This window comes from Actinospineispora acaciae DSM 45401 (assembly GCF_000620785.1).
Classification (GTDB): domain Bacteria; phylum Actinomycetota; class Actinomycetes; order Mycobacteriales; family Pseudonocardiaceae; genus Pseudonocardia; species Pseudonocardia acaciae.
Genome location: NZ_JIAI01000016.1, coordinates 1 through 13,130 on the forward strand (window position 1 = coordinate 1; position 13,130 = coordinate 13,130).

The following is a 13,130-nucleotide window of genomic DNA, read 5'->3' on the forward strand; positions in this document are numbered from 1 at the left end:
AGGCCTGGCAACGCGCCGCCGCCCACGGCGGACCAGCCGACCTGCCCCGCCAAACCGACGCCACCGTCCACGTGCTGACCGTGGTCGCCAACGGCACCGTCGCCCTCGGCAACCACATCCTGTCCATCGGCCGCACCCACGCCGGCACCACCGTCACCCTGCTACGCCATGGTGACCACATCACCGCCTACGCCCCCCAAGGCGAACCCCTGGGCCAACTCATGATCAACCCCACACGCCGCTACCAAGGCACACTCCGCACCCCAGCAGTCTGACCAACAAGATCACAAACAGCGTCACATGTCCCGAGACAAACCCCTGACAGATCAGCTGAGACATGACAGTCGCTATGGCGGCCCTAGCCACTCACGGCTTAGGCTCACGCGGTGCGCCAGGCAGCAGCGTTGCTTGCCATCAGCGGGCTCGCCGCCGTGCTGGTGACCGGTTGTGCGAACCCCTCGCCGCCGGCACCGCCGGCCGCCCCACACTACGCACTCCCCGACCGCCCGGTCCGGCCCAGCGAGAAGCCGCTCACGCTGCCGCCCCGGACCGAGGGCGACACCCAGTTCACCCTGATCGGCCTGACCACGCTGAACTCCATCCTCGGCAGCCACGCCGAGATGGAGCCCAAGGGCCAGTACGTCCGGATCCGGCTGGTCGTGGTCAACACCGGGCGCTCCGGCGTGGACTTCGACACCAAACGCCAGCAGCTCGTGACCGCCGACGGCGTGGCGCACGACGTGGACCCGCAGGCGATGCTGATCAAGCGCCAACCCTCGGAGTTCGACCTCGGCGCGAACGTGCGTGTCGAGTTCGACCTGTACTACGACGTGCCGCGCGAGGCCCGCCCGGTGGCGCTGCGGGTGCACGGCGGCCCCACCCTCACCGACCTGCAGGACCTGGAGTCGACGGACATCCCGGTGGGCTAACGCCGCCGATCGATCAGCGCGCCCAGCCCGTCCAGCACCCTGGCCAGCCCGAACTCGTAGGCGTGCGCCGGCCCGTACGCGGCGCCGTGCGCGGCCCCGGCCGCCGCGCCGACCCTGGCGGAGATCGGGTAGCGCGAAGGGTCGAACACCCGCTCCAGCACCGGCGCCACCCGCTCCCACCACCGCTCGTCGCCGGCCGAGCCCTCCGGGCGCTGTGCCCGCGCATCGGCGGCCGCACGCGCCCACGCCTGCACGAACCCGAGCAGGTAGGTCAACGCCGCGTCCATCTCGACGTCGTCGAGCCCCAGCCCGTCCAGCGCGGCCAGCTCGTGCTCGTACTTCGCGCTCATCCCCGGCCCCAGCGGCGGACGGACCGTGGAGACCTCCGCCGCCCACGGATGCCGCTCGAACAGCGCCCGGTTCTCCTCCGCCACGGCCGTCAACCGCGCCCGCCACGGCTCCCCGGAGGTGTCCGTCCGAGGCATCCGCGCGTACGCCGCGTCCAGCATCAGGTCCAGCAGCTCCGCCTTGCCGGGCACGTAGGTGTACAAGGTCATCGGCGCCACCCCGAGCTCGGTGGCCACCCGCCGCATGGTCACCGCGTCCAGCCCCTCGGCGTCGGCCACCGCCGTGGCCGAGGTGACCACCGCGTCGATGCTCAACCCCTGCCGGGGGCCGCGCCTCGCTGTCCCGGTGTCGAGCCGCCACAGCAGCTCCAGGGTCCGGACCGGGTCGCCGCCGCCGCTGCGTTCGGATGCCACGGGAACTCCTCGCGCCTCTCAACGTTGTACGCTGTACATTGTACGAAGTACGGCGTTCTCACCGCACCGAGGAGGCTACATGCACATCAGCTCAACGGCCGTGTCGCTCAACGTGAAGGACCCGGCGGCGTCCAGCCGGTTCCTGGTCGACCACTTCGGCTTCACCGAGGAGATGGCCGACCACGAGCACGGGTTCGCCTCGCTGTCCCGCGAGGACGTCGGGATGAACGTGGCGTTCCTGCGCATCGGCATGCCGACCCTGCCCGCCGACCAGCGCAACGAACACGCCGCGGGCCTGATCCTGGCCTTCGTCGTGGACGACCTGGAAGGCGAGCTGGCCCGCCTGCAGGCCGAGGGCGTGGCCATCACCATGCCGCTCACCGAGGAGGAGTGGGGCGAGCGCGCCTTCCAGACCCGCGATCCCAACGGCGTGATCGTCCAGCTGCTGGACTGGAAGGCCGCCGCCTCTTAAGGCCGGATCCGTCGATCACCGTCCATCTGCATCTCGGTGTCCAGGTCGCCGCCCAGGTAGGCGGCCTGGACCTCGGGATCGGTGAGCAGCTCGCTGGCCGGCGCCGACTTGACCACCCGACCGGTCTCCAGCACGTACGCCCGGTCGGCCAGCTGCAGCGCCTGCGAGGCGTTCTGCTCCACCAGCAGCACGGTGGTGCCCCGCCGGTTGATCTCCGAGATGATGGTGAAGATCTGCGCGACCAGGATCGGCGCCAGCCCCATCGACGGCTCGTCCAGCAGCAGCACCTTGGGCTGGGCCATCAGCGCCCGCCCGATGGCGAGCATCTGCTGCTCGCCGCCGGACATGGTGCCGCCGGCCTGGGACCTGCGTTCGGCCAGCCGAGGGAACAGCTCGTAGACCTCGACCAGCCCGCTGTCCCGCGCCCCCTTCTTGGCATAGCTGCCCATCAGCAGGTTCTCCTGCACGGACATGCCGGGGAAGATGCCGCGCCCCTCCGGGGCCTGCCCGATGCCGGCGACCACCCGCAGGTGGCCGGGCATCCGGCTGATGTCGTTGCCGTCGAAGTGGATCCGGCCCGACGTCAGCGGCCGCAGCCCGGAGATGGTCTTCAGCGTCGTGGTCTTGCCGGCGCCGTTCGCCCCGATCAGGGCCACGATCTCACCGGCGTCGACCCGCAGGCTGACGCCCTTCAACGCGGCGATCTTGCCGTAGTGCACCTGGATGTCGTTGACCTCAAGAAGCATCGGCCGGCGCCCCCAGGTAGGCCTCGATGACCTTCGCGTTGGCTCGCACCTCACGCGGCAGCCCCTCGGCGATCTTCTGTCCGAAGTCGAGCACCGTGATGTGGTCGCTGAGGTCCATCACCACGCCCATGTCGTGCTCGATGAGCAACACCGTGCGACCGGTGTCGCGGATGCGGCGGATGAGGTCCTGCAACGACCGCTTCTCCGCCGGGTTCATCCCGGCCGCCGGTTCGTCGAGCAACAGCAGCTTGGGTTCGGTCGCCAGCGCACGGGCGATCTCCAGGCGGCGTTGGTCGCCGTACGGCAGGTTCTTCGCCGTCTCCCCGGACCGGGCCGAGATGCCGACGAACTCCAGCAGCTCGGCCGCGACCGCACGGCCCTGCTTCTCCTCCCGGTAGTGCCACGGCAGGCCGAGCGCCGCGCCCACCGCCCCGGTGCGGTGGTGGGCGTCGGCGCCGACCATGACGTTCTCCAGCGCGGACATGTTGGCGAACAGCCGGATGTTCTGGAACGTGCGGGCCACGCCGCTCTTCGCGATGCGGAACCGTTTCATCCGGTCGATGCGCCTGCCCCGGAACCGCACGGCGCCCTCGGTGGGCCGGAACACGCCGGTGACCACGTTGAACACCGTGGTCTTGCCGGCGCCGTTCGGGCCGATCAGCGCCGCGATCTCACCGTCCGCGACCGTCAGGTCCACCTCGCGCAGCGCCGTGACGCCGCCGAAGCGCATGGTCACCTTGTCCAGCTCCAGCGCCGGTTCGGTCACTTGGTCACCTCCGCGGGTGCCGCCGAGGTCGGATCGGCGACCTCGGCCCCCAGTGCGCCGCTGCCGGTGCCGGTATCGGCCATCTCCGCCTTGCGCCGACGCGACGGCAGCAGCCCCTGCGGCCGCAGCGCCATCGTCAGCACCAGCGCCGCCCCGAACACCAGGATGCGGTAGTCCGCGAACCCCCGGAACCGCTCGGGCAACCAGGCGATCAGGAACGCGCCGAGGATGACCCCCGGCAGGTTCCCCGACCCGCCCAGCAGCACCGCCGCCAGGATCGTCGCGGACAGGATGAACGGGAAGTTGGGCGGCGCGATGAAGATCACCTTGCCGGCCCACACCACCCCGGCCAGCCCGCCGATCATGGCCCCGATCGCGAACGCGAGCAGCTTGAACCGGAAGGTCGGCACGCCCATCAGCTCGGCGGCGTCCTCGTCCTCCCGGATCGCCGTCCAGGCCCGCCCCACCCGGCTGCGCTCCAGCCGCAGCGAGAACACGATGGCCAGCACGATCGCGGCCACCACCAGGTAGTAGTACGGCAGCGGGTCGAGCAGGAACTCCTCGCCGAAGATCGGCGGCGGGTGCGGCACCGGGGTCAGGCCCCGCGCGCCGCCGATCTCGTTGGTGTTCACCGCCGTGATCCGCACGATCTCGCCGAAGCCCAGCGTCACGATGGCCAGGTAGTCACCGCGCAGCCGCAGCGTCGGGGCACCGAGGATCACCCCGGACACCGCCGCCAGCCCCATCCCGAGCACCACCGTGGGCCAGAACGTGAAGCCGTGCTTGATGCCCAGGTAGGCCAGCGTGTACGCGCCGATGGCGAAGAACGCGACATAGCCGAGGTCGAGCAGGCCGGCGTGACCGACCACGATGTTCAGCCCGATCGCCAGCAGGATGTACGTCCCGATCGGGTTGAACAGCAGGGACGTCCAGTCGGTGTACGGCGACATCACCGAGCCGATGACCGGGCTGGGCGCCACGATCGCCAGCGCCAGCAACAGCCCGTACACGATCCAGCGCTGCCAGCGCGGCGCGCCCGCCCACCTGTCCCTCACCCCGTCGGCGACCGTGCCCATGACGTGCCGGGCCCGGTCGAGCGGGCCGCCGATGCGTTCCCGGGCGCTCATGCTCGGGCCTGCTGCAGGGACTCGCCGAGGATGCCCGTCGGCCGGAACAGCAACACGACGACCAGGATGACGAACGCGATGACGTCCTTCCACTGGGAGCCGAAGAAGATGGCGCCCCAGTTCTCCACCAGGCCCAGCATCACGCCGCCGACCAGCGCGCCTCGAATGTTGCCGATCCCGCCGAGCACCGCCGCCGTGAACGCCTTGATGCCGAGCACGAAGCCGATGTTGTAGCGGATGTTCTCGAACTCCATCGCGTAGAGCACGCCGGCCACCCCCGCCATCGCGCCACCGAGCAGGAAGGTCAGCCGGACGATCGTGTTGATGTTGACGCCCATCAGCACCGCCGCCTCCGGGTCCTGCGCGGTGGCCCGGATGCCCCGGCCGATCCTGGTCCGCGCGACCAACTGGTCCAACGCCACCATCATCACCACCGCGGCGATGAAGATGACCACGTGGTCGGACTTGACCTCGGCGCCGAAGATGGTGAACACCGTGTCCCTGTCGACCAGCCTCGGCACCGCCGCGTCGATCCGACCCGGCTTGTTGAACACCTCGGGGATGACCACGAGCGCGAACAGCTCCTGCAGGAACAGCGAGGCGCCGATGGCCGAGATCAGTGCGGCCAGCCGCGGCGCGTTTCGCTTGCGCAACGGACGGTAGGCCAACACCTCCAGCAGCATTGCCGCGCCGCCCGACGCGATCATCGCCACCACTATCAGCACCAGCATCATCCCGATCAGGGCGACTCCGGTCTGCGGGCCGGGCAACCCGACCAGGGTGAGCACGAACAACGCGGCGAACGTACCGATCATGAAGATTTCGGAGTGGGCAAAGTTGATCAAGCGGAGGACGCCGTAGACCATTGTGTAGCCGAGGGCGACCAGCGCATAGATCGAACCGACAACGAGGCCCCCAAGGGTGCTGGGGCCGAACTGTTGTATGAAGTCATTGAGCACTGGCGAGTTTGCTTTCGTGCCGGCGCACCTGACGTGCGCAAGTCGGATAGCCCGAAACCGCGCCGGGGAGCGGTCGCCTCAGCGATCCGCTACCCCGGCGCGGCCGGATGACGGGTCAGCTGAGCTTGGCCTGCTTGGCGTTGCCGAGCAGCTCGATCTTCCCGTTCTTGATCTGGTGGATGAAGATGTCGTTACTCGCCACGTTGCCGTTGGGCTGGAACTTCGTCTCCTTGGAGACGCCCTGGAAGCTCACCGTCTTGAGGAACTCGTTGATCGCCTCAGGGGTGGTGGCGCCGGACTGGACCGCCTTGGTGAACGCGGTCGCCGCGTCGTATCCCTCCGTCGAGTAGACGGCGGGGTCGATGCCGAACTTGGCCTTGTAGTCGTCGTAGAACTTCTTCAGCGGACCCTGGGCCGCGGTCGCGCCGGGCACCGCGCACGGGCACCCGATGACCGCGCCCTCGGCCGCCGGCCCGCCGGCGCCGCGCACCAGCCCGACGTCCAGGCCGCCGTCACCGGTGGAGAACACCGCGGTCACGCCGGCGTCGCGGAGCTGCTTGAGCAGCCGGCCGCTGGTCGCGTAGTAGCCGCCGAAGAAGATCACGTCCGGGCTGGCCGCCTTGACCTTCGCCACCGTGGAGGAGACGTCCGAGGCGGTCTGGGCGAACTGGTCGCGGTCGACCGCCACGCCCTTGGCCTTGAGCTGGTTCATCACCGCATCGGCCAGCCCGACCCCGTACTCCTGGTCATCGCTGATCACGAAGGCCTTCTTGGGGCTCTTCGCCGCGACCAGGAAGTCCGCGATGGCCGGACCCTGTGCGGAGTCCGCGGCGACCACGCGGTGGAAGTACTTCCAGCCGTTGTCCGCCAGCGCCGGGTTGGTGGCCGAGGCGGAGATGTGCGGAAGCTTGGCCTGCTCCAGGATCGGGTCCGACGCCTTGGACTCGCCGGAGAAGCCCGGACCGATCAGCCCGACCACCTTGTCCTGTTGGATGGCTTTGGTGATCAACGGCACGGCCTGGTCGGGCGTGCCCTGGCTGTCGTACTCGATCATTTCGATCTTCTTGGGCGGGTTCGTCGCGTTGTATGCGTCGAAGACCATCTTCGCGCCGTTTCGTGGCGGGATGATCAGCCCTGAGTTCTCGCCGGTGAGGTCGCCGAGGAAACCGATCTTCACGGTGTCCCCGCCGCCGGAGGAGCCGGCGCCTCCGCCGCCTCCCCCTCCCCCTCCGCCGCATGCCGAAAGTGCCAACGCACCGGCGGCGAGCAGCGCGGCGGCCGCCATTGCCGTCCGCTTGCGACTCATTCTGGTCCCCTCCTGCAGGTATGCGAGCCGTGTCGAGCGACGGTTCCCCGAACCCGTCTGAAGACACCTCACCCGATCGTGAGCGTGGCGGCAACCTAATGGACCTTGCCCGCCTGCGCCATCCCAGGCGCGGGGCTCTTTACCAGACCGCAACCGTGGAGACGCCGTGCGTCATCGTTCGGCTGCACAGCGCAACCGAATGCACGCGTACGGCCGTCTCCACTCGGCCGCTGGGGTCAGGAGGGAGGGTTGAGTCCGTTGATAACAGCATCGGCGACCGCGCGCATCGTACTCCGGCGGTCCATCGCCGTGCGCTGAATCCAGCGGAAAGCTTCCGGCTCGGACATCCCGTTCTTGCTCATCAACAGGCCCTTGGCCCGGTCGACGACCTTGCGGGTCTCCAGCCGCTCGGTGAGGGTGGCGACCTCGTTCTCCAGCGCCTGCATCTCGGCGAACCGGCTCACCGACAGCTCGATGGCCGGCACCAGCTCGTGCCGGGCGAACGGCTTGACCAGGTACGCCATCGCGCCGGCGTCCCTGGCCTGCTCGATGAGGTCGCGCTGGCTGAACGCGGTGAGCATGACGACCGGGGCGATGCGCTCGCCCACGATCGTGCCGGCGGCGGAGATCCCGTCCACCTTGGGCATCTTGATGTCCATGATCACCAGGCTCGGGCGCAGCTCGCGGGCCAGCTCGACGGCGGCCTCACCGTCGGCGGCCTCCGCGACCACGTCGTATCCCTCCTCGCGCAGCATCTCGGCCAGGTCGAGGCGGATCAACGCCTCGTCCTCGGCGATCAGGACGCGGTGCGTCACGGTGGACGCCTCGCCCTGGGGTTGCCGGGGCGCGGCAGCCTTAGTCACGGCGTTCTCCCTTGTCGCGGGTCGGGGCGGAGTTACCCAGAGTACCGGGCTACCCTGTCGCCATGATGTGATCTCGGTGGCCGAGCGACGTGATGGTCATCCCAGCCCCCGTAGCCCAATCGGCAGAGGCAGCGGACTCAAAATCCGTCCAGTGTGCGTTCGAGTCGCACCGGGGGCACATCGTCGGCCAGGGAACCGGGGAGCCATGGGTGTTGTCGACCTCGAGGGTCGCTACCGCGGGTACCTTGCCTGTCTCAACGAGCGGCGCCTCGACGATCTCCCGGAGTTCGTGCACGACCCCGTGGTGCACAACGACCGGACGCTGAGCGTCGTCGAGTTCCAGGAGCTGCTGCGCCGCGACGCGACCGAGATCCCTGACCTGTACTACGCCGTCGAGCTGTTGGTGGTGCAGGGCGAGCGGGTGGCCTGCCGCATCCGGTTCGACTGCACGCCGACGGCGAGCTTTCGCGGCATCCCGCCCAGCGGTCGGCCGATCTCGTTCGTCGAGCATGTGTTCTACAGCTACCGGGACGGCAGGATCGCGGAGATCTGGTCTCTGATCGACATGGACGCGGTCAGGGAGCAACTGAGCCGCTGACGGCTAGCCTCGGCGGTTGTGACCCGGGTTCATCGGCTTGTCGGCGCGGCGGGTTCGACGGCGTACTACGCGTCGATCGCACAGGCGGACCAGTGCTTAGAGGGCACCGTGCGGCATCGGCTGCGGCCGGAGGTCGGCGACGGCACGATCGAGGTGACGTCGTTGCCGGGCGGGTTCCAGGTCGCGCGGTACGACGTCGCGTTCAGGGGTGGGCACCGGGTTGGGTTCGCGTTTCCTGGCGATCATTTCGAGCTGGAGCACTGTGTCGACGGGCGGCTGAGGGTCAGCGAGGCGAGTACCGGCGACGGCGACCTGCACGCCCGCTCGGTGGCGCTGAGCCCTCGGTGCGCCACGGACGGTGTGGTCGCGCACGGCGACGGCGAGCGGTACCGGGCGGTGTCGATCACCGGGACCTGGAGCGGGGTGGAGTCCTGGCTCGGCGGCCTCGGTGGGGGCGCGCTGTCGGACAACCGGCCGGAGCGTGTCGCGCGCGAGCAGTACCTGGGGCGGTCCGCCGCGTTGCGGCCGGTGGCGGGTCCGCTGGAGGAGATCTTCGTGCACCGACGCGCGTCCCCGGGGCGGCTGCTGTTCATCCAGTCGCGGCTGGTGGCGGCGTTGTCCGCGCTGGTGGACGCGCTCGCGGTGACCGAGCCGGATCCTGGGGGCCGGGTTCTGGATGACCACGAGGTGGCCGCGCTGCGCCGCGTCCCCGACCTGCTCTGGCGGGAGCGCCACGCGCCGCCGACGCTGGCCGAGCTGGCCCGGGCGTCGTCGATGTCGGTCCGCCGTCTCGGCACCGGGTTCCGTGCGCTGTACGGGACGTCGGTGATGGAGTACCACCGGCGTCGCTGCCTGGAGCGGGCCGCGGCACTGCTGGTCGAGACGGACTGGCCGGTGGCGCGGATCGGGCACGAGGTCGGCTACGCCTCGGCCAGCAACTTCGGGTACGCCTTCCGCCGCGACCGGGGTACCAGCCCCGCCCGTTTCCGACGCGCGCACTCGTAGACGAGCACCGCGCTCCACATTCCTGAGCACCTCGCTCGACACCGCTTCACGGCCCTGGCGCCGACCATGTGGCACGTGAATGCCGCGTCCGCCCGCGTCCGTTGGGTGCTCGTCCTCGTCGTGCCTCTGGTGCTCGCCGTGTCTGTCGGCTGTGGCGTGCCACGACCCGCCTCAGTTCGCGCGAGTGACAGTCCGGGACGAACGGTCTCGATGCTGGACGACACCGGCGCGCCCGTTACCCAGACGTTCCACGCGCCGCCCGCCCGGGTCGTGGTGATCGGCCAGAACCTGCTCGAGACGATGATCGACTTCGGCCTCGCCGACCGGATCGTCGGCATCGCCTATCTCGACGGCGAGGAGTCACCGCACGCCGACGTGATCGCCACCCTGCCCAAGCTGGCCAAGGAGCTGCCGTCCGCGGAGGCCGTGCTCGCGCGGCACCCCGATCTGATCCTGTCCATGTCGTTCGCGATGACCTCGCGGAACCTGGGCACCGTCGCCACGTGGAACGCCCTCGGCGTCGGCGTCGTGCTCGCCGACAACTACGCCCCGGGCCGGGACATCGGCTCGTTCTTCGCCGACGTCCGTGCCATCGGCCTCGCCTTCGACATCACCGATCGCACCGAGGCCTACCTCGCTCGGGAGCGGTCGAGCCTGGACCGGACCCGGTCGGTTGCGGCGACGGCCCCGACCCGACCACGGGTGCTGCTCATCTCGAAGGGCGGGACGGTCGCGCTGTACAACTACTATTCGCCGCCGCTCAGCCTCGTCGACGACCTGGTCGGCATCGCCGGCGGGACCTACCTGGAGCCGTTCCGGGAGCTGTACGCGCCGCTCTCGCTCGAATCGATCATCACGATCGCCCCGGACGTCATCGTCCTGACGCAGTGGCGGCAGAGACCCGGGGCCGCCGAGCTCCTCGGCGACGAGCGGCTCCGGCTGGTACCGGCGATCCGGGACGGCCGGGTGCTGACGTTGGACTACCCCACGGCCGTTGGCGGCACGGTGCGGCTGGGTGAGGTGGCGGACGGCCTCGCGCGGTTCCTGCACCCCGAGCTGGCCTTCGACCGATGAGCGTCGGCTCCCCTCGGGCGGCTGGGACGCGGGCGCTCGTCTTCGTGCTCGCCGGGCTCTCGGCGGTGTCGCCGTTCGCCACCGACATGTACGCGCCCGGGTTCCCTGAGATCGCGGCATCGTTCGCCACCTCGGAGGCGACCGTCCAGCTCTCCCTGACGGCCTGCCTGGTCGGGATCGCCGCGGGACAGCTCGTGCTCGGCCCGGTCAGTGATGCGATAGGGCGACGGCGCCTGTTGCTGGCCGGTTCGGCGTTGTTCACGGTGTTCTCGGTGGTGTGCGCGCTCGCTCCGTCCATCGCCGTGTTCGATGTCGCCCGGCTGCTGCAGGGAGTCGCGGGCAGCGCTGGGTTGGTGATCGGGCGAGCGGTCATCGGCGACCGGTTCGCCGGCACCCAGGCGGCTCGCACGCTCGCGACGCTCAGCGTGATCGCGATGACCGCACCGGTGCTGGCTCCGGTCGCGGGCGGGGTTCTCCTCGGTGTGGGCTCGTGGCGGCTGGTGTTCGTGGCGCTGGCGGTAGCCGGGCTGTTGCTGCTGGCCGCTGTCTGGGCGTGGGTTCCCGAGTCGCTGCCCGTGTCGCGGCGCCGCTCCGGTGGGGTGCGGGCCGTGCTCGCCGCGATGGGCGGGCTGCTGCGGCGCCGCGAGCTGGTCGGCTACCTGCTCGTCATGGGCTGCGGCCTGGGCGCCCTGTTCGCCTACATCAGCGGCGCGCCGTTCGTCTTCCAGGGCACGTACGGCCTGTCCCCCACCGGTTACAGCCTCGTCTTCGCCACCAACGCCGTCGGCACCGTGCTGGCCGCCGCGCTGTTCGGCCGGCTGGCGGGGCGCGTGCGGCTCAACTCCCTGCTCGTCACCGGCGTGGCGCTCACGGTGGCCGCCCCGACGACGCTCGTGCTCCTGCTCGCCGCCGGCATCAGCACGCTCGCCACCACCTGGGCCTGCCTGTTCGGCCTGACGCTCGGCTTCGGAATCCTCCTACCCGCCGCGACCACCATCATCCTGGCCGTCGGCCACGACGCCCCCGGAGCCGCCTCCGGCCTGCTCGGTTTCGCCCAGTTCGTACTCAGCGCCACCGCCGCTCCCCTCCCCGCCGCCACGGGCACCACCACCGCCCTGTCAACAGCCGTGACCGTGCTGACGTTCGTACTCCTCTCCGCCGCCGCACTGGTCGCCCTCGCCCGACCGTGGCAAGGCCATGGTGAGCGTCACGGCTTGAGGGCTACGGCTCCGTAGGTGGCGATTGGGTTGATGGTGCCGACCTCTACGGGGTCGGGGCGCCACTCGGTGAGGGTGACCAAGCCTGGGTCGACCAGGTCCAGGCCGTCGAAGAGTTGGCGGACCTGGTCGACGGTGCGCGCGGTGTAGGGCACGCCGCCGGTCTCGGCGTACAGGGCGCAGAGGTCCACGAAGCCTTGGGTCTGGTCGGTGCCGTCGGAGAGGATCAGGGCGCTTCCGGACGGCATGGGGGCCAGGATTCGGGAGACGATGGAGTGGGCCAGGTCGAGGGTGGCCACGTGGCCGAGCACGCCCATGAACAGGACGCCGACGGGGCGGTTGAAGTTCAGGACGTTGCGGGCGTCGGAGAGGATCAGCTCGGGGTCGTGGAGGTCGGCGTCGATGTAGGCGGTGACGCCTTCCGGGGTGGTGTTGGTCAGCAGGGCGCGGGCGTGAGCTAGTACGAGCGGGTCGTTGTCCACGTAGACGATCCGGGAGTCCGGCGCCACGGACTGGGCGACCTCGTGGGTGTTCTGCATGGTGGGCAGGCCGGTCCCTACGTCCAGGAACTGGCGGATGCCGCGTTCGCCGGCCAGGTATCGGACCGCGCGGATGAGGAACTGGCGCGACTGTTTGGCCTCGGTGGCGATGTCCGGATACACCGCGACCGCGGCGTCGCCGGCCTCCCGGTCGACCGGGTAGTTGTCCTTGCCGCCCATCCAGTAGTTCCAGATCCGCGCCGAGTGCGGCACGTCGAACCGGATCTGGTCGTGCGCTGCGTCAACCACGGTGACTAGGTGTAGCACGTTCGGGGCTCGGCCACAGTCAGTGATCTCCGGGCTCGGGGCTTTCGACGTAGACCGCGGAAGGGACGGTGGCGCGGGCGGTGGTCAGGCGTTCGGCGAGGTCGGGGTGGAGCATGCCGAGCGCCTGGTCGGGGCGGGACCACTGCCAGGCGTCCAGCTCGCTCTCGCGGAGGTGGATCCGGGCGGCGAGGGCGGCGGCATCGTGGGTGCCCATGGCGAAGATGAAGGTGAACCGGGCACTGCGGCCGGGGCGCACCGGGGGGTTCCAGCCGAGGGCGTGCAGCGGGCCGGGTTCGAGGTCGAGGCCGAGCTCCTCGCGGACCTCGCGGCGGCAGGCGGCGGCGGGTGACTCGTTCTGTTCGATCAGGCCGCCGGGGAGGTGCCAGCGGTGGTCGCCGGTGGGGCGGACGATCAGCCAGTGTCCGTGCAGGTCAGTGATCAGGCCGCGGGCGGTGGCGGGGTGCGCCGGTGGGGTGCGGGTCACGGACGGTCACGGTACGG

15 protein-coding genes, 1 tRNA gene and 1 pseudogene are annotated in these 13,130 nt (G+C 70.1%); 8 read left to right on the forward strand and 9 right to left on the reverse strand.

The genetic code is table 11. The annotated features are described in order from the left end of the window. Together N912_RS64760 and N912_RS0140990 are read left to right on the forward strand one after the other, a co-directional pair. Positions 1 to 275: pseudogene (locus N912_RS64760) on the forward strand (IS481 family transposase); the annotation flags it as partial. Positions 276 to 386: 111 nt separating this feature from the next. Continuing rightward, positions 387 to 929: a DUF4352 domain-containing protein gene (locus N912_RS0140990; protein WP_245645796.1), complete on the forward strand. Its 543-nt coding sequence runs from the start codon at positions 387 to 389 to the stop codon at positions 927 to 929. On the opposite strand, the gene N912_RS0140995 is transcribed toward N912_RS0140990, so the two are convergent. After that, positions 926 to 1,690, reverse strand: a complete 765-nt coding sequence (locus N912_RS0140995) for a TetR/AcrR family transcriptional regulator (RefSeq protein ID WP_028927004.1) — start codon at positions 1,688 to 1,690, stop codon at positions 926 to 928. The two genes, N912_RS0140990 and N912_RS0140995, sit on opposite strands and share 4 nt — an antisense overlap. 79 nt (positions 1,691 to 1,769) lie before the next feature. On the opposite strand from N912_RS0140995, the gene N912_RS0141000 reads away from it, so the two are divergent. After that, entirely contained in the window at positions 1,770 to 2,162 is a 393-nt protein-coding gene (locus N912_RS0141000) for a VOC family protein (RefSeq protein WP_028927005.1), read from the forward strand. Here N912_RS0141000 and N912_RS57815 read toward each other — a convergent pair. From N912_RS57815 to N912_RS0141030, 6 genes are all read right to left on the reverse strand, one after another. After that, a complete protein-coding gene (locus N912_RS57815) occupies positions 2,159 to 2,908 on the reverse strand; it encodes an ABC transporter ATP-binding protein (protein ID WP_037069242.1) in 750 nt (249 codons plus the stop codon). The genes N912_RS0141000 and N912_RS57815 overlap by 4 nt on opposite strands. Further along, positions 2,898 to 3,638: an ABC transporter ATP-binding protein gene (locus tag N912_RS0141010; protein WP_156994345.1), complete on the reverse strand. Its 741-nt coding sequence runs from the start codon at positions 3,636 to 3,638 to the stop codon at positions 2,898 to 2,900. Before N912_RS0141010 ends, N912_RS57815 begins: the two co-directional genes overlap by 11 nt. A gap of 32 nt (positions 3,639 to 3,670) precedes the next feature. After that, positions 3,671 to 4,750: an ABC transporter permease subunit gene (locus N912_RS57820; RefSeq protein WP_051581531.1), complete on the reverse strand. Its 1,080-nt coding sequence runs from the start codon at positions 4,748 to 4,750 to the stop codon at positions 3,671 to 3,673. Positions 4,751 to 4,797: 47 nt separating this feature from the next. Beyond that, positions 4,798 to 5,760, reverse strand: coding sequence for a branched-chain amino acid ABC transporter permease (locus tag N912_RS0141020; RefSeq protein ID WP_028927007.1), 963 nt, complete (start codon positions 5,758 to 5,760; stop codon positions 4,798 to 4,800). A 115-nt stretch (positions 5,761 to 5,875) separates the two neighbouring features. Beyond that, positions 5,876 to 7,066 carry a branched-chain amino acid ABC transporter substrate-binding protein gene (locus N912_RS0141025; RefSeq protein ID WP_245645798.1) on the reverse strand — a complete coding sequence of 397 codons (1,191 nt, stop codon included), beginning with the start codon at positions 7,064 to 7,066 and terminating at the stop codon, positions 5,876 to 5,878. Positions 7,067 to 7,302: 236 nt separating this feature from the next. After that, the gene (locus tag N912_RS0141030; RefSeq protein WP_028927009.1) at positions 7,303 to 7,929 is read right to left on the reverse strand and encodes an ANTAR domain-containing response regulator; all 627 of its coding nucleotides are present in this window, start codon (positions 7,927 to 7,929) and stop codon (positions 7,303 to 7,305) included. Between the two features lie 104 nt (positions 7,930 to 8,033). On the opposite strand from N912_RS0141030, the gene N912_RS0141035 reads away from it, so the two are divergent. The 5 genes from N912_RS0141035 to N912_RS0141055 all read left to right on the forward strand — a co-directional run bounded on the left by N912_RS0141035 (position 8,034) and on the right by N912_RS0141055 (position 11,841). Further along, positions 8,034 to 8,107, forward strand: a tRNA-Leu gene (locus N912_RS0141035). Positions 8,108 to 8,134: 27 nt separating this feature from the next. Continuing rightward, the gene (locus tag N912_RS0141040) at positions 8,135 to 8,527 is read left to right on the forward strand and encodes an ester cyclase (RefSeq protein WP_028927010.1); all 393 of its coding nucleotides are present in this window, start codon (positions 8,135 to 8,137) and stop codon (positions 8,525 to 8,527) included. 18 nt (positions 8,528 to 8,545) lie between these two features. Beyond that, the gene (locus N912_RS0141045) at positions 8,546 to 9,532 is read left to right on the forward strand and encodes a helix-turn-helix transcriptional regulator (protein ID WP_028927011.1); all 987 of its coding nucleotides are present in this window, start codon (positions 8,546 to 8,548) and stop codon (positions 9,530 to 9,532) included. Between the two features lie 210 nt (positions 9,533 to 9,742). Further along, positions 9,743 to 10,606 carry an ABC transporter substrate-binding protein gene (locus tag N912_RS0141050; protein WP_028927012.1) on the forward strand — a complete coding sequence of 288 codons (864 nt, stop codon included), beginning with the start codon at positions 9,743 to 9,745 and terminating at the stop codon, positions 10,604 to 10,606. Then, entirely contained in the window at positions 10,603 to 11,841 is a 1,239-nt protein-coding gene (locus tag N912_RS0141055; protein ID WP_028927013.1) for a multidrug effflux MFS transporter, read from the forward strand. The genes N912_RS0141050 and N912_RS0141055 overlap by 4 nt, the downstream gene beginning before the upstream one ends. On the opposite strand, the gene N912_RS0141060 is transcribed toward N912_RS0141055, so the two are convergent. Beyond that, complete coding sequence (locus tag N912_RS0141060; RefSeq protein ID WP_028927014.1) at positions 11,814 to 12,611, reverse strand: SAM-dependent methyltransferase; 798 nt, start codon at positions 12,609 to 12,611, stop codon at positions 11,814 to 11,816. The genes N912_RS0141055 and N912_RS0141060 overlap by 28 nt on opposite strands. Before the next feature lie 37 nt (positions 12,612 to 12,648). After that, positions 12,649 to 13,113, reverse strand: coding sequence for an NUDIX domain-containing protein (locus N912_RS57825; protein ID WP_037069246.1), 465 nt, complete (start codon positions 13,111 to 13,113; stop codon positions 12,649 to 12,651). Positions 13,114 to 13,130: the final 17 nt, after the last annotated feature.

What these genes read in the sequence shown, in the direction of transcription:
- N912_RS0141010 (WP_156994345.1), bottom strand. Translation starts at nt 3,638, where the DNA reads ATGCGCTTCGGCGGCGTCACGGCGCTGCGCGAGGTGGACCTGACGGTC.
- N912_RS0141040 (WP_028927010.1), top strand. Translation starts at nt 8,135, where the DNA reads ATGGGTGTTGTCGACCTCGAGGGTCGCTACCGCGGGTACCTTGCCTGT.
- N912_RS0141025 (WP_245645798.1), bottom strand. Translation starts at nt 7,066, where the DNA reads ATGAGTCGCAAGCGGACGGCAATGGCGGCCGCCGCGCTGCTCGCCGCC.
- N912_RS0141050 (WP_028927012.1), top strand. Translation starts at nt 9,743, where the DNA reads ATGCTGGACGACACCGGCGCGCCCGTTACCCAGACGTTCCACGCGCCG.
- N912_RS57815 (WP_037069242.1), bottom strand. Translation starts at nt 2,908, where the DNA reads ATGCTTCTTGAGGTCAACGACATCCAGGTGCACTACGGCAAGATCGCC.
- N912_RS57820 (WP_051581531.1), bottom strand. Translation starts at nt 4,750, where the DNA reads ATGGGCACGGTCGCCGACGGGGTGAGGGACAGGTGGGCGGGCGCGCCG.
- N912_RS0141055 (WP_028927013.1), top strand. Translation starts at nt 10,603, where the DNA reads ATGAGCGTCGGCTCCCCTCGGGCGGCTGGGACGCGGGCGCTCGTCTTC.
- N912_RS0141000 (WP_028927005.1), top strand. Translation starts at nt 1,770, where the DNA reads ATGCACATCAGCTCAACGGCCGTGTCGCTCAACGTGAAGGACCCGGCG.